At 47.3% G+C, this 14,664-nt stretch carries 14 protein-coding genes; 4 read left to right on the top strand and 10 right to left on the bottom strand.

Annotated elements, in window-relative coordinates:
• Nucleotides 1-401 precede the first annotated feature (401 nt).
• Nucleotides 402-671, top strand: coding sequence for a hypothetical protein (locus ACR2PX_RS15825; protein ID WP_434000322.1), 270 nt, complete (start codon nucleotides 402-404; stop codon nucleotides 669-671).
• A gap of 75 nt (nucleotides 672-746) precedes the next feature.
• On the opposite strand, the gene ACR2PX_RS15820 is transcribed toward ACR2PX_RS15825, so the two are convergent.
• The 8 genes from ACR2PX_RS15820 to ACR2PX_RS15785 all read right to left on the bottom strand — a co-directional run bounded on the left by ACR2PX_RS15820 (nucleotide 747) and on the right by ACR2PX_RS15785 (nucleotide 7,549).
• Complete coding sequence (locus ACR2PX_RS15820; protein WP_434000321.1) at nucleotides 747-1,604, bottom strand: SDR family NAD(P)-dependent oxidoreductase; 858 nt, start codon at nucleotides 1,602-1,604, stop codon at nucleotides 747-749.
• A 119-nt stretch (nucleotides 1,605-1,723) separates the two neighbouring features.
• Complete coding sequence (locus ACR2PX_RS15815; protein WP_434000320.1) at nucleotides 1,724-2,863, bottom strand: acyl-CoA dehydrogenase family protein; 1,140 nt, start codon at nucleotides 2,861-2,863, stop codon at nucleotides 1,724-1,726.
• Nucleotides 2,864-2,866: 3 nt separating this feature from the next.
• A complete protein-coding gene (locus ACR2PX_RS15810) occupies nucleotides 2,867-4,054 on the bottom strand; it encodes an acyl-CoA dehydrogenase family protein (RefSeq protein ID WP_434000319.1) in 1,188 nt (395 codons plus the stop codon).
• A gap of 161 nt (nucleotides 4,055-4,215) precedes the next feature.
• Nucleotides 4,216-4,602, bottom strand: a complete 387-nt coding sequence (locus tag ACR2PX_RS15805) for a type II toxin-antitoxin system YafO family toxin (RefSeq protein WP_434000318.1) — start codon at nucleotides 4,600-4,602, stop codon at nucleotides 4,216-4,218.
• Nucleotides 4,593-4,751: a hypothetical protein gene (locus ACR2PX_RS15800; RefSeq protein WP_434000317.1), complete on the bottom strand. Its 159-nt coding sequence runs from the start codon at nucleotides 4,749-4,751 to the stop codon at nucleotides 4,593-4,595. Before ACR2PX_RS15800 ends, ACR2PX_RS15805 begins: the two co-directional genes overlap by 10 nt.
• 10 nt (nucleotides 4,752-4,761) lie before the next feature.
• Entirely contained in the window at nucleotides 4,762-5,124 is a 363-nt protein-coding gene (locus ACR2PX_RS15795; protein ID WP_434000316.1) for a hypothetical protein, read from the bottom strand.
• 112 nt (nucleotides 5,125-5,236) lie between these two features.
• Nucleotides 5,237-6,142 carry an SDR family NAD(P)-dependent oxidoreductase gene (locus ACR2PX_RS15790; protein ID WP_434000315.1) on the bottom strand — a complete coding sequence of 302 codons (906 nt, stop codon included), beginning with the start codon at nucleotides 6,140-6,142 and terminating at the stop codon, nucleotides 5,237-5,239.
• Between the two features lie 231 nt (nucleotides 6,143-6,373).
• Nucleotides 6,374-7,549, bottom strand: coding sequence for a steroid 3-ketoacyl-CoA thiolase (locus ACR2PX_RS15785; protein ID WP_434000314.1), 1,176 nt, complete (start codon nucleotides 7,547-7,549; stop codon nucleotides 6,374-6,376).
• Nucleotides 7,550-7,938: 389 nt separating this feature from the next.
• On the opposite strand from ACR2PX_RS15785, the gene ACR2PX_RS15780 reads away from it, so the two are divergent.
• Both ACR2PX_RS15780 and ACR2PX_RS15775 read left to right on the top strand, forming a co-directional pair.
• Nucleotides 7,939-8,403, top strand: coding sequence for a MaoC family dehydratase (locus ACR2PX_RS15780; protein ID WP_434000313.1), 465 nt, complete (start codon nucleotides 7,939-7,941; stop codon nucleotides 8,401-8,403).
• A 215-nt stretch (nucleotides 8,404-8,618) separates the two neighbouring features.
• Nucleotides 8,619-9,869 carry a helix-turn-helix domain-containing protein gene (locus tag ACR2PX_RS15775; RefSeq protein ID WP_434000312.1) on the top strand — a complete coding sequence of 417 codons (1,251 nt, stop codon included), beginning with the start codon at nucleotides 8,619-8,621 and terminating at the stop codon, nucleotides 9,867-9,869.
• A 464-nt stretch (nucleotides 9,870-10,333) separates the two neighbouring features.
• Here ACR2PX_RS15775 and ACR2PX_RS15770 read toward each other — a convergent pair whose 3' ends face one another.
• Both ACR2PX_RS15770 and ACR2PX_RS15765 read right to left on the bottom strand, forming a co-directional pair.
• Nucleotides 10,334-11,968 carry a sulfatase-like hydrolase/transferase gene (locus ACR2PX_RS15770; protein WP_434000311.1) on the bottom strand — a complete coding sequence of 545 codons (1,635 nt, stop codon included), beginning with the start codon at nucleotides 11,966-11,968 and terminating at the stop codon, nucleotides 10,334-10,336.
• 171 nt (nucleotides 11,969-12,139) lie between these two features.
• A complete protein-coding gene (locus ACR2PX_RS15765) occupies nucleotides 12,140-13,573 on the bottom strand; it encodes an MBL fold metallo-hydrolase (RefSeq protein ID WP_434000310.1) in 1,434 nt (477 codons plus the stop codon).
• A gap of 482 nt (nucleotides 13,574-14,055) precedes the next feature.
• Here ACR2PX_RS15765 and ACR2PX_RS15760 point away from each other — a divergent pair, with 482 nt between their 5' ends.
• Nucleotides 14,056-14,436 carry an acyl-CoA thioesterase gene (locus ACR2PX_RS15760; protein WP_434000309.1) on the top strand — a complete coding sequence of 127 codons (381 nt, stop codon included), beginning with the start codon at nucleotides 14,056-14,058 and terminating at the stop codon, nucleotides 14,434-14,436.
• The last annotated feature ends 228 nt before the right edge of the window (nucleotides 14,437-14,664 follow it).

Below are 14,664 nucleotides of genomic sequence, written 5' to 3'. Positions count from 1 at the left end.
GGAGTGAAGCTCAGTAAAGCTGAATTGAAGGAAATTCAACCTTACATCATACGAAACCCTGAGTTACGAAAGTGGGATGTTGCTATTGTGCCAGAGCCGGTAAATTATTAATTGCTGTACCCCTTAATGCATAATTAATGATTTATTCAATACAACCCGTTACCGAAGAAAACCTCTATTCCTGAATTTTAAGCTTTTTAGCATCATTAAACCGCCATCATCATCAATCGCTCGAGCAGCCTGACTGACAACAAATTAAATGGTATCTTGAAATCTAATGGGAATATGCTGCTTCAGACGATAAAAACGTTTAAAGACATTGTCTCTTTCATGAAAGGGAATCCCGGGACCAAGTCATTTCTTTCCATGATCCTGCACAAAACCTTTATGCAATGATACGGTTGAAAGACGATCTGAATTTCACCCAAGAACAAGTCAAGCAATTAGAGAGCCTCGCTTCCTTGCTTGATGACACACTGCTTGAGTTTGAAGAGAATGAACTTCTCAGCGACACACCTCAACCACTCAACACATGGCTGGAAAGAGAAATTCTGCTTCAGGAAAGAAGCTTGAGATTATCCAGGAAAGCGCTTCACCAACTGGAGGCTTTTAATAAGTCACTGAGCAAGGAAACTCGCAACAAGATAGACAAGCTGGGATTGGAACTCTAAACGATTAGACTTTCGACAGGAAAGAAGACTGAGCCGCCATCCCCAGACGACCTCAGTCTTTTTCCTTTACGACACCTATTCTACAATAGCAGGATGAGCCTGTACCGGTGGCCCCAGCATATCGCTATAGCTGGGTTTCTTGTTGCCATCGACATCCAGAATACCGTATTCATCTGCCTGCTCTGCTACCACCAACACCTTACCACTCAGAGCCATTCTCTCAGGATCGTCGTGAATAGCATTGACTACCATACCGGTCAGCTGCGGACTCTCTGCTACCGGCATAAAGTCTTTGTATTGCTCCGGATTTTCTTCCCAGACTTTCTCTGTTCTTTCCGTTCTGAGAGGCCCCATCCACAGAGAGACAGCCGTGACATTCTGATCACGAAGGTCGACACCCATATCCTTGGCAAATTTGTCTACACCCACTTTCTGGGCTCCGTAAGCAGGCCCATGCATATAGCAGCTGCTACCAAAGGATGAAGTGAAGGCAATCACACCACTCTTTTGTTCTACCATCATCTGAGCGGCGTAATAACTAACGATATAAGCAGAGCGCAGGCCTACATCCAGAATATTGACCAGATCCAGTGATTTCGTCCAGAAACCACCAGGCTGAATCAGCTGATCATGAATAGTGGTGGCATTATTTACGACAACATCCAGACGACCGAAATCTTTCTTGATGGTATCGAACAGTGCGCGAACATCATCATCATTACTATGATCAACCGCGACCGCTACCCCACGACCACCCGCTTCATCAATTTCTTTAGCCGTTTGATAAATAGTGCCAGGTAACGGAGCTTCACCTTCCTGCTTGGTTCGACCTGTAACAATAACAGTCGCACCACTCTTACCCAGAGCCAGTGCGATCCCTTTACCGGCTCCCCGACTGGCGCCCGTCACCAGACAAACTTTCTCAGTGCCCATGCTGTCTCTCTTATTATTGTTGAGTGCAAATGCCCATAGCGGAAGAAAAAAATTTACTCCTACCTCAATCTTGAATAGCAAGGTAGCAAAGTATTTTCCACAAAAAAGTAGAGTGGCTGTTAAAAGCCACTCAATGTCGCATAACGCTGGTAATGAAAACGCTCATCACCGAGTAGAATCTGTGACAGTCTGGCGCGCTTAAGGAACAAGCCAATATCCAGCTCATCGGTCACACCAATACCACCATGGAGCTGAACCGCTTCGTTGCTAACCAGTTCGGCTACTTCTGAAATCTTGGCTTTGGCACCACTGATCAATGCCGGAGCATTGTCCGCACCTGTCTCAAGAGCATTCAAAGCATCCATCAGGAGGGTCTTGCTCACCTGTACTTCTGTGTACATATGAGCAGCCCTGTGCTGCAATGCCTGGAAAGTACCAATCAAAACGCCAAACTGTTTTCTTTCCTTAAAGTATTCAACCGTTCGCTCAAAGGCTTCCTGAATACTGCCGAACATTTCTGCAGCAAGGCAGATTCGAGCTATATCCAGAGCTTTATCCAATGGAGCAAAACCCTGACCTTCTTCACCCAGCAATGCATCCTGAGAAACCAACACGTCACTGAACTCAATGCGGGCATAATTTCGACTGTCTGTCAGCATGGTACGCTGAACATCAACACCCTGAGCTTTGGGATCAACCAGAAACAGACTGATTCCTTCCTGCTCGCCGGGCTGACCTGAGGTTCGGGCAACCACCACCAGCAGATCGGCTACATGACCATCTATTACCAGCGTTTTCTGGCCATTGAGCTGGTAACCTTCTGATACTCTTTCAGCAGTCAGCGCGGTACCTTGTGGGTTATGTCTGGATGCTTCTTCCAAAGCGACAGACACCAGCTTTTCACCCATAGAGATAGCAGGCAGCCATTCACTTTTCTGAGCCTCATTACCGGCTTCAAGAATCAAGGATCCGGACAGTGCCACCGATGAAAGCAGAGGCGATACCGTCAAATTCCGGCCAAATTCTTCCATACAGCCAGCCAGACCTTTCACACCAAAATCAAAACCGCTGTAGGCTTCAGGGAAGATCACCCCACCAAAACCCAGCTCCACCATTTGTGCCCAATGTTCTTTCGAGTAGCCCAGTTCATCCTGACTATCCCGCAGCTTACGCAGAGCCTCTACCGGCGTATTGTCCCGGGCAAAATCCCTGGCGGTATCTTTCAGAGAACGCTGCTCTTCATTAAAGGCTAAAGACATGACTTACTTCTCCGGCAGGCCAAGGGCACGCTTGGCAATAATATTAAGCTGAATTTCCGAGGTTCCACCGGCAATACTGTGGGTTTTGGCACCCATCCAGTCTTTGGTCATCTGGATTTCATTTTCGGTATAACCATCACCCCAGCCGAGGCTGTACTCCCCTGCCATTTTGACCATCAGCTCGTACTTGCTTTTCTCTTCTTCGGTTCCCACATACTTGAAGATCATGGCCACCAGGGGATCACCAATGCCCTGCATGTATTCATCAACCATGCGCTGCTGGGACATTTCCATACCACGGCGCTGGATTTCATGCTTGGCAATAGCATGACGAAACACTTCATCAGTGATGCGGCCGCTATCATCCGCCAGAAACTTCTGTCCAATACTGCGAGGCGATTGACCGGAATTCACCGCAGTGGACTCCATGTCAGACATCATGTTCCGCTCAAACTCGAGCACTCGCTTGGCGACGGTCCAACCTTTATTCTCTTCACCCAAAGCATTGTTTTTAGGGACACGAACATTATCGAAGAAGGTCTGACAGAAATGCGTTTCACCGGTAATCAATTCAATGGGCTTGGCTTCAACCCCTTCGTTGGCCATGTCGAACAGCAGGAAGGTTATGCCATTGTGCTTGGGAACCTCACTGTCGGTTCTGACCAGGCAGTAGATCCAGTCAGAATGATCGGCATAAGAAGTCCAGATTTTCGAACCGTTGATTATGTAGTCATCGCCGTCTGACTCAGCCTTACACTGCAGGCCTGCCAGATCCGATCCGGCACCCGGTTCTGAATACCCCTGACACCAGCGGATTTCACCTCGGGCAATCTTTGGCAGATGTTCACGCTTCTGTTCTTCAGTGCCAAACTCCAGAATAGCCGGACCCGCCATCCAGATGCCCAGATTTACCTGGGGTGGACGACAATTCAATCGCGCCATTTCCTGCCCAAAGATACGTGTCTGCTTCTGATCAAAGCCAGCACCACCGTATTCTTTTGGCCAGTCCGGTACGCAATAACCTTTTTCAACACACCGCTCGAACCAGACTCGGGCATCTTCCGACGGAAACTGGATATTGCGCCCACCCCAAACCTGCTCTTCCGGTTTGGCCTTGGCTCGCATCGACTCGGGACAGTTTTCTTCCAGCCAGGCTCTAATCTCCTGGCGAAATGCTTTGGAATCAGACATTCATGAATTCTCTTGATCGTTTGAGCAGCGCAGCCACTTCCTGCTTGTGCATTTCATCATCTGTGGGAAAGATATTCAGTACATGAAGTGGATGTTTCAGCCTGGTCAGAACTTGCCGCAGGCTTTGCAGCATTATTAAGGCGCGCTGAGTTTTGTTAGCATTAAACTTTTGATCTAAAGCTCTCTGCAATTTCGGCCATATCCAGCATGAAATTAATATTTCTGGCTCTTTCATGCGCCCTATCTATGACTGCAATTAACAGATATGCATTTGGGTTCATGAAACCACGACAATATAGAAGATGTAGATTACTCACCCTTCGAAACTGAACAACATTCAAATTCCATTTTTCATTGCCTTTTAGATGAACATGATGCATATCTGCCTTAAGAACAGCATCTGGACGATTGTATGAAGCATCTCGACCAAAAAGTATGGGGGCATGCCCTGTTTTTTTGTACCCCCTAAACTCTGATACAAGACTGGCCAATTCCGACTCTTGCATGGTATCCCTTATTAAAGCAGAGGTAAAAACCTTTACTTCCATTCGGTAAATTTCTCTATATTATTGTTTTCTTTTTTCCTTTTCTCTAAAGCTTTATCTGTATTTTTAGATGTAATGATTAAGGTTGAATCTGATATTGTTTTTTTATTTTTAACCGTATTCTTTACATTAATCCGAGTAATTTTCTTCATTCTTTAGCCCTTAATTTGAAACTATATTTTCTTTAAATATTTTTATACCGTTAACACTGACACAGCAGCCAGCATCTTCTTCTACATAATCTTGAAACGGTAATTTTTCTAGCAGCTTTTTTAATGAAAAATCGAAATCACTCATCAATGAAATCAGGGACATCAATCCATTTTTGCCATCTACAGGTTTGAAATAATACTCAGTCGAACTTTTATCGTTGTCGTATATATTAACCACCAAGTAAGCATCATCTCCTTCACCAAAAATTTTCAAATGACAATCTATGCTCTCTACAGAGACATCCTTTTCATTTACGATGAAGCCCATCCATTGATAAAGACTATTCATATCTTCGTAGTTAATCGCTTTCATTCATTCTCCTATATTTTCGGTACTAAATGGAGATAACCCCATGCCGAAAGCAGACTCCAGGTTCCGGCGAGCGAAGACATCGACACTAACAGGAACCTGACCGGTCAGCAAATTACTGAGGCATGATGGCGAAGCCGTCTCTGATCGGGGTTTGACCGGCAAAATGTTCACCCATGGCCGACTGCAGGGAGTCAGGCGTCCAGGCTTCACCATTCTTGAAGGTCACTTCAGTGGATGGACTATGCACCAGAGTCACTTCCTTACCCCAGACAACAAACACTTCACCGGAAACATTGGCCGCCTTTTCAGAGGCCAGGTAGCCAACCAGAGGTGCCACATTTTCAGGAGCAAAGGTGTCAAACCCTGCTTCAGGCTTGGCAAACATCTGGGCAGTTACACCCTGATTGGTCATGTCTGTACGGGCACGAGGACAGATAACATTGGCTGTCACTCCATAGTTGTACATGATTTGAGCAGCACCCATCGTCATGGCAACAATACCGGCTTTGGCTGCGGCATAATTGGGCTGACCTGCAGAGCCATAAAGGAAGGCTTCTGAAGAAGTACTGACAAGACGACCGAAGACCGGCTTACCTTCGGTCTTGCATTTGTTGCGCCAGTAGCTGGTGGCGTGACGCATATTGACGAAGTGACCTTTCAGATGCACACGTACAACAGAGTCAAACTCATCTTCCGTCATATTGAAGATGGCCTTGTCACGGCAAAAGCCTGCATTGTTCACCAGGATATTGAGATCACCCCAGGTATCGATAGCCGCCTTGAACACAGCTTCGGAGTCATTCCAGTCAGCGCAGTCGCCAAACTGGGCGATGGCTTCACCACCAAACCCTTTAATCTCTTCCACCACACTCATAGCAGCAGCTTCGGCGTCGGCATTGCCACCCAGATCATTAACAATGACTCGAGCGCCCTGTTTCGCCAATTGAATCGCTTCCGCACGGCCCAGACCACGACCCGCACCGGTAACGATGGCTACTTTACCTTCCAGGTTACTCATTTATACGTCTCCTGAATAATTGTTATTCTGCAACCTGATAACATGCTGCCAGAACCTTGTCCTTCAAACCTCATACATATGAACTAGGAGCCTGCCAGACTTAGGACAATTTCTACCTGAATTCCAAAAAGCTCAGTCCGACAGTCTCCTGGTAGTCACAAATCGAGCCCATAAAAAAACTCCCATGCTGAACAGCACAGGAGTTTTCAATACCGACAGATCTATGATCGGTCAGATTCGTTCGATGATGGTTCCTGTTCCTACAGAAGCACCACAGCACATGGTGATCAGTGCAGTCGACTTGTCAGTACGCTCCAACTCATGAAGCGCAGTGGTGATCAGACGAGCACCGGTACTACCTACTGGATGACCCAGAGAAATAGCACCACCATTAACGTTGACCTTGTCCATATCCGGCTTATGAACCTGAGCCCAGGACAGAACCACGGCTGCAAAGGCTTCATTGACTTCAAACAAATCAATGTCGCTCATGCTCATGCCGCTTTTCTTCAACAGGGCCTCGGTCGCATCGACAGGACCGTCCAGCAGATAGTAAGGATCAGTGCCCACTACAACATCGGTGATAATGCGAGCACGAGGCTTAAGACCACGAGCCAGAGCTTCTTCTTTGCTCATCCAGAGCACTGCCGCAGAACCGTCAGAAATCTGAGATGAGTTACCTGGAGTATGAATCCCTCCTTCAGCTACTGTTTTCAACTGACCCAGGCCATCCATGGTGGTTTCACGCAGCCCCTGATCACGAGAAACTTTTCTGGTTTCTCCGGTCAGCTTGCCATCTTCAGCTACAACAGGCGCATCCACTTCAAAGATTTCACGATCGAACCGATTTTCAGCCCAGGCTCTGGCTGCTTTCTGCTGTGAAGCCAGCGCAAACTCATCAGCGTGGGCCCGGGTAATACCACGATTTTTGGCAATGCGCTCGGCACTGGCAAACTGGTCAGGCGTGCTATCCCATGGCCATTCCTTAGGCAGGAAGAAGCCTGGACCGTTATAAATGTTCATGCCCAGACCTACACGGCTCATGGCTTCAACACCACAGGCAACACCAATATCAATGGAGCCACTTTTAATCATGGCAGAGATCATATGGTTGGCCTGCTGGGCAGAACCACATTGGGCGTCAATGGTTGTAGCCCCTGCTTTCCAGGTATTTCCCATGGACAGCCAGGCATTACGACAGAGGTTACCTGCTTGCTCTCCCGCCTGGGTAACACAGCCACCTACCAGCTGCTCAATATCTTCGTAGCTCAGACCGGATTTTTCGACCACAGCTTTCATAGACTGAGCCAGCAGCTCGGTGGCATGAAAACCATGAAGATCGCCGACCACGGGCTTACCACGGGCAATCGGTGTACGTAATGCTTCTACAATGACAGCTTCGGCCATAGATCACTCCTCTAACCATGCCAGGCAATCCAGTGATTGCTGTGGTTATTATTTTGCAAATGTCTCACGTGCAGCGGTTATATCCCGCTACCCTAACGCAGGACAACCTATTAAAGGACTAGTCAACTTAAAATGGCAGATTCTGACCATAGAGAATGGTCAAATCTGGCCACTACAGGGTACCCAGAAAGTAAGGTAAGGTAAGCTCTCCGACGACGATAAAGCTGCCAGACAGCCTTTAGCTGATGGAAAGAGCCTTTAGCTGATGGAAAGAGCCTTTAGCTAATAAAAAGCCTTGAGCTAATAAAAAGCCTTGAGCAACAAATGCTTTCACCACTTACAACCGTGAAAACATTTCACAATAAAAATGAAAACGGGGAGATGTCACCATGAAGCAATATCAATTTGATGATATTGAAGCTCTGCATGAACTGGTGTCTGACGAATTTGGGGGCTGGAGTGAAGAAGTCACGATTAATCAGCAGCTGATTGATCTATTTGCCGAACTGTCCGGTGACAATTACTGGCTGCACACCAACCCAGAGAAATGCGCTCAATACAGTCCTTTCAAAACCACCATTGCTCACGGATTCCTGACTCTGGTATTGCTGTCAAAGATGCGTACTGAGCCTACTCATGAAGTCGTAGGCTTCAAAAACATGATCAACGCAGGCTCTAACAAACTGCGCTTCACGGGTGTCGTGCCTGTTGGCAGCAAAATACACTGCCGCAGCCGTATCAAGAATGTGACCGGCTCACCTAAGGGCACTACTGTCACTATGGAACAGAATGTTCACGTAGTGGGAGAAGAAAGACCTGCGCTGGTTTACGAAATGATGTTCATGTATATGTAAGCGCATACTACCGGGCTACTTCAGCGTAGCCCACCCCTTCATTTAAGCCTCTTTTCTAGTTAAAGCAGCCAGCTGTATTTTCCCTATCAAACAGTGCACAATAGCGCCCGAGAACAAAAATAAACACCCATTGACAGGTTTTCAGGAGGCTAACCAGAAAGAGAAAAACTGGCCCCTCATGTCGCCCGTCATGGAGAGAAGAAGGTGTACTGATAGTGGCTATTGACTGGTTCAGCATTGCTTTAATTTCCGCAATATCCCAAGGTTTTCTGCTCTGTATTGTTATCCTCAGTCTGAACACAAACCAAAAAGCGGCCAATCTCCTGCTGGCTGCTACCGTGGCACTCAACACCATACCGACTGCCATATACTCATTCGTTCGCGCTGATATCACCCTACATACCCTGGTCTATGGCTCGTTGCTATTAACCATTCTGAAAGGTCCGGCTCTTTATTTGTATGTTCGATCCCTGACAGAAGCGGGCTTCCGACTAAGTAAAGACTTACTTAAACATTTACTGGTAATGGTGCCTTCCACTGCCATATTTCTCTATCTGCTTACCGGTATCGACCTCAATGAGCCGATGAGTATCTATCAGTTTTTCGGACAACTAAAACTGCCACTGTTCAATATTTACGTAAACATGGTCATCATGTTCTACAGCATTGCTGCTCTAATCAAACTTGAGCGTCATACACGCCTGATCGAGAGTGCTGTATCCGTTACTGACTCCATCAACCTTAACTGGCTGAAAGGACTAATGATCTTTATGATCGTGGTCTGTTCATTCCACTTCGGGCTGGATATCAGTCACTTGCTGGGCTTCAGCTCCATTGAACCCAAGTCCATTGTCGTGCTGGTGCTGAACCTCGGTTTTATCTACTTCATTTCATTTGGCGGAATGCGACAGCCTCGAATCTTCACCGAAGAGCTGCAATCAGTTCTGACTGTTGCATGGAGTCAATCACACCCACCTTCTTCAGAAATCCCTGAAAACGATAGCACGCAAATAGCGCCCTCGATTAAGGAAAGTATTGAGGCGGAATCAATCACTACCCACGCCAAATACCAGAAGTCAGGTATGGAACCAACTCGACTTGAAGGAACCTGGAAGAAGCTGACAGAGCTATTGGAGAATGAAAAGCCTTATCTTGATGATGAACTCACCCTGCCTCAACTGGCAGAGCTGTTGGGTGAAAAGCCTCATGATTTAAGCCAGGTCATTAACAGCCAGTCAGGAAACAACTTTTATGAGTTAATCAACGGTTGTCGGGTCAAGGAAGCCATGAGACTGCTGGCAAATCCAGTGCACAAGAAAAGAAAGATGCTGGATATAGCGACTGAAGTGGGCTTCAAGAGTCAGTCCACTTTTTACAATCAGTTCAAAAAGCACGCAGAGATGACACCAAGGCAGTTCAAGGATCAGAATCTGGAAGCGTTGCAGACAGAAGTAGCGCAGGTCTAGCCCGGATATTTCATAAACATGCTCCCGCTCTCACTTGCCCTTTGCCGCTCTTAGGGAGTTTTACTCAGTCGACCGTACTCCCCGTACGGCACTCCTTCGCAAAATCCCTTAGAGCGACAAATGCCTTCGCGAGATTCGGGGCAGTTTATGAAATATCCGGGCTAGTACTCGAAACCCACTTGTTGGTCACATTCAGCCAGAGCGAGAGCTTTCGTGACAAGGCGTGATAACGAAGGAATATCTGGACCTTTCAAGTGATCACAACACCGTCATGGAAGCTCTCGCTCTGGCCCGAAGGGTGACTCTTAAAGCGGCCATCTGACTGTGTTGATCTTGTTTGAAAGACCCCGGTATTCCTGTACAAGCTCGCCTTGCATATGACCACTTTAAGAGTCACTGAATGAGATAAACAAATGGCTTTCGAGTACTGGCAGGAGTCTGGCTCTGCCAGACTCCTGATTCGATCAATTATTCTTGGTACAGAAACCCATCAGCCAGGGATTAGGTGTGCAGTCGTAGATCAGACGACCGGCATCGCCGTAGGTACGATCAAGCACACGCTTCACTCTTTCAGGCGGCATACCACGAGCTTCTTTTGCCTGGAGCTTTTCCATTGGAATAGGATAATCAGCCCAGTCTTTTGGTGCTCTCCAACCTGGAGGGGCAACCACATTTGAGCGAGTACCATTCAGAGGATGAAGTAAACGCCACTCCCTGATGGCTTCGGACATCTTGGCCACCAGTTTGGGATTGTTGGCAGCCAGGTTATTGTGCTCATAGGGATCTTTATTGATATCAAACAGGTAATTTGTGACATCAATAGACATGAACGACTGATCAACTTGCTGAACCAGCTTATATTGGTCATTAAATGCAGTAAAACTGAAGTGATTACGCACCGGCGTTTCTGACACAAAGAACACGTAATCATCTCGGCCTATTTTCTGCTTGCCAGACATCGCATTCAGCATGTTCCGACCATCAAGCTTGTAAGTCGTTTTCGGCTCAAAACCGGCTGCCGCCGCCATGGTTGGAAAAACATCCATCATGGTCATAATACTGTCCACTTGGGTACCTGCTGGAATACCCGCTGGCCAGCGTGCTACGGAAGGAACACGGATACCGCCTTCAAACGTATTACCTTTGCCCCCTCTGAGCGGATAGTTATAAGCACCGGCACCGCCATAGACAGGACCGCCATTGTCACTGAAGAACATAACAATGGTATTGTCAGCAATACCCTCATCTTCCAGTGTTTTCAGAATCCGGCCAATAGCCTGATCCATTGCGTCCACCATCGCCGCATAGACCGGTCTTGCATCCAATCCTGTGAGCTTTGCCAGCCTTCTCAGACTTTCTGTTCCAGTACGCGAGCTTTCAATGTCATCATCAAGATCTTTGTACTTCTCGATCAGCTCAGCCGGTGCCTGCAATGGCGTGTGCGGTGCCAGGAAAGGAACATAAGCAAAGAACGGCTTATCTTTATCCCTTTCCTTAATCCAACGACTGGTGTCATCTGCCAGCAGGTAGGTCGCATAGCCTTCAGTGTCTGCCGCGACAGAAACACCATTTCTCTGAAGGTCTGCCCCCCCCTGATTCTTATAAGGAGGGAAGTAATCCACTTCGGTATTGAGATGCCCGTAGAAGTAATCAAAACCACGCTCATTAGGAACGTAGCTTTCCTGTGACATACCCAAGTGCCACTTTCCGAACATAGCCGTCTGATAACCATGGTCACTGAATGACTGAGGCATCAGAGTCTCACTAGGATTAATACCATTATTGGACCATGGCATAACCGTGGCATACGCAATGCCCAGCCTCATGGGATCACGGCCCGTCATCAAACCAGCCCGGGTAGGAGAACAGGTAGGAGCCACATAGAAGCGCTCCAATGTGGCCCCTTCAGCCGCGAGACTGTCGATATTAGGCGTTTCAATCTTGGAACCATTAATACCTACGTCAGCCCAGCCCAAGTCATCCGCCATGATCACCAGAACATTGGGCTGATCAGATTGACCGATGGGTGCACTGGATGCCAGTGTCGGCAGAGTCATTACTGACAGTAATGCACCTGCAATCAAACTTTTCTTATTCATATTATTCTTCTCACGTCTCAGCCCTGGACTGACTGTGCAAAACGACTGAAGAACTCCTGTCTCTTCAATAACACAGTCCGCTCAGGAACGCCGAGTTCCCACCATGCCTACTACTCTTGGCATCACGCTCTTGGCATCACGCTCTTGGCATCAGTAGGAACATTGATCGTTTTAGCTCTTGGTCAGTATTTTTTCTGTGGCTGTAATTCTATTTTTCAGCCACATAGTTTCACTGAAGTTGCTGCCGTTGTTGTAGGCTTCTCTGAGCAGCTGCTGCAAGGCTTCCAGCTTGGCCTGATACGCGGCCTGATCATCCGGGCTCTTTGACAGGGCCATTTCTACATAATGCAGAGCCTGGACCGGATGGTTTTCAGCCAGCTTCTCTTTGGCCTTGCCTACCAGAATCTCGGGGCCACCGGCCAGATCGGCAATTTCTGAATAAAGGGTATTCACCGGAACAGGATAGAGTTCAGTCGTGGACTCAAAACGGAACCAGGTGCTGTAGAACTCCCAGATACTGCGCACGTTCCAGGACACCTTGCCATGCCCCTGGCTCAGGCCCAGTTCTTCTGGCAACTGGATTTCCTGCATCAGTTCCCAGAGGGTTTTACCTGCATTCATGCCGGCAATGGTTTCGTCATGAATATAACGAGTACCTTCTCTCATGCGCTTGAGATCATTATCAATCTCTTCTCCACCCACTACAGGTTCAAAGTGGCTGGGCAGAATCATCTCGGGTTTCAGTGCAATCATGGTGTCGAGAGATTTGATGTAATCAATCGGGTCACGGAACCGCTCACCACGCAGGGTGAACAGGTTGGGTACCATTGGGAAAAGAGGACCAAAGACGTCACCGGTAAACAGAGCCTTCTTTTCAGGCATCCACATTACCAGATTGTCGTCGCCTTCAGCACCCGGGGTAGGAATGAGAACAAACTCTTGTCCACCCAGTTCAAAGCGGTATTCCTTACCATCCTGAACAGTGATATCCGGGGTATGACGCTGGAAACCAAACAATGAACCTTCACCCGGTGGGTTTTCTGGCATAAAGGTGTAAAGCATCCGGTTTCTGTCCCAGAAGTAGGGTTCCAGATCTTTCAGATACTGTTCAGCTGGCTCGAAACGGGAGTGTGTGATAATTTTCGCATCAGGATACTCTGCCTTCCAGAAGTTGGCTCCGCCAGTATGATCCTGATGAGAGTGGGACAGAACAATGTACTTAACATCACCCGGTACTTTTTCCTGCAGCATACGTTTGTGGGCTGCGCCCTGAGTCGGCAGACCCGTATCAAAAACAATATTGCCTTCGGAGGTTTCAATCAGATAAGTGTTACCTACCCCGGTCGCCAGAAATATATTGTCCTGGTAGGTTTTCACTTCCATGGGAATATGATGGAGAGTGGAAACGGTTTTAACCGTTGCATCGGAATCCGCCGGAGCCACTTTGCTGGCAATCACCTTGTTGGCAATCATGCCCAGAGCTTCTGCCTTCCTCTCGTTAATAATCCGACTGGTTTCACCGGAGCTGAGCAACATGCCAGCCCCAATACCTACCGCCACCGACACCGATACGATGAGACCCAGTTTGAGGAACTTCTTTGACATAGAAGACACCTTCTTTTTTTATTATTGTTTTGCTCAAGGCTGATGATCAGCTCCTGGCTATTCTTTTCCAGCTCAAGGCCGTGCTCCCGCTTATACCCTTAACAATCAAAGGCAACTCCTTCGCGGGGCTTCTTGCAGCCTATTAGAGCCCACCCCCTGACTGCAGGCCTCTTTGCCGATGGATTGAGAGCTTTTTTTACTCTTTCCGGATGAATTCGGAAAATACCTAGCCCAATATCAGTGCACAAAATAAATAAGCTCTTGAAAACTTTTTGCCCTGGATCGGGAGTGAGAACAAAACATAGTCTCCATTGATTAGAGACATTCATAGTGCTTTAGGAGATAGTCCTAACAACTGTTGAATATCAGCTTCCTGATCTGGCATGAAATCTGCCTTAATTTACTCAAAGCTCGAAACTGACCTTCAACCCATTGGCCAGCATTCCATTGAATAGCGAACAATAACTCCAAGGAGAAGCCCAATGATGAAGTACTACTCACGCCGTGTAGTTAAACCTGGTGATCTTAATCCTGCCAACCGACTGTTTGGTGGCTATCTGCTCAGCTGGATTGATGAAGAAGCCGGCATTTTTGCGTCCTGCCAGATGGATTACAGCCGCAACCTGGTGACCAAGTACATGTCAGAAATCAACTTTGTTGGCTCTGCTTTCAACGGTGATGTCATCGAATTCGGCATGGAAGTGGCCAGTGTTGGTACAACCTCTTTCACAGTACGCTGTGAAGTACGCAACAAAATCACCAAACAGGTGATTATCCAAGTCGACAAGATTGTTTTTGTGGCAATCAATGATGAAGGGAAACCTGTGCCTCACTCACTGAGCTTTACACACATCTCTAAATAGTGCCCGAACGAGAACCCTCTAAGACTTACTCTTTCTAGTCCTGAAGGCAAAAAGTTGACCGCGAAGTTTCGAAGGAATTTAGATCCTTTTTCTTTTTGGATTTCTCTAGGAGCCTGACCGAGAATAGGTTATTCAGATATCCAAAATCACAAAATGAGCAAAAAACATCCATATCTCCGACGTGATTTGCTCATTTTTACAGATTGGCAGCCTTTTACCGCCTTTATG

It is taken from the genome of Endozoicomonas sp., from assembly GCF_051008435.1.
Lineage (GTDB): Bacteria > Pseudomonadota > Gammaproteobacteria > Pseudomonadales > Endozoicomonadaceae > Endozoicomonas_A.
The sequence above is the reverse complement of the archived record's forward strand: the minus strand, read 5'-3'. Positions and strand labels throughout refer to the sequence as shown.

Coding starts and splice junctions, on each gene's coding strand:
- ACR2PX_RS15820 (WP_434000321.1), bottom strand. CDS start 1,604: ATGGGCACTGAGAAAGTTTGTCTGGTGACGGGCGCCAGTCGGGGAGCC.
- ACR2PX_RS15815 (WP_434000320.1), bottom strand. CDS start 2,863: ATGTCTTTAGCCTTTAATGAAGAGCAGCGTTCTCTGAAAGATACCGCC.
- ACR2PX_RS15810 (WP_434000319.1), bottom strand. CDS start 4,054: ATGTCTGATTCCAAAGCATTTCGCCAGGAGATTAGAGCCTGGCTGGAA.
- ACR2PX_RS15805 (WP_434000318.1), bottom strand. CDS start 4,602: ATGGAAGTAAAGGTTTTTACCTCTGCTTTAATAAGGGATACCATGCAA.
- ACR2PX_RS15800 (WP_434000317.1), bottom strand. CDS start 4,751: ATGAAGAAAATTACTCGGATTAATGTAAAGAATACGGTTAAAAATAAA.
- ACR2PX_RS15795 (WP_434000316.1), bottom strand. CDS start 5,124: ATGAAAGCGATTAACTACGAAGATATGAATAGTCTTTATCAATGGATG.
- ACR2PX_RS15790 (WP_434000315.1), bottom strand. CDS start 6,142: ATGAGTAACCTGGAAGGTAAAGTAGCCATCGTTACCGGTGCGGGTCGT.
- ACR2PX_RS15785 (WP_434000314.1), bottom strand. CDS start 7,549: ATGGCCGAAGCTGTCATTGTAGAAGCATTACGTACACCGATTGCCCGT.
- ACR2PX_RS15780 (WP_434000313.1), top strand. CDS start 7,939: ATGAAGCAATATCAATTTGATGATATTGAAGCTCTGCATGAACTGGTG.
- ACR2PX_RS15770 (WP_434000311.1), bottom strand. CDS start 11,968: ATGAATAAGAAAAGTTTGATTGCAGGTGCATTACTGTCAGTAATGACT.
- ACR2PX_RS15765 (WP_434000310.1), bottom strand. CDS start 13,573: ATGTCAAAGAAGTTCCTCAAACTGGGTCTCATCGTATCGGTGTCGGTG.
- ACR2PX_RS15760 (WP_434000309.1), top strand. CDS start 14,056: ATGATGAAGTACTACTCACGCCGTGTAGTTAAACCTGGTGATCTTAAT.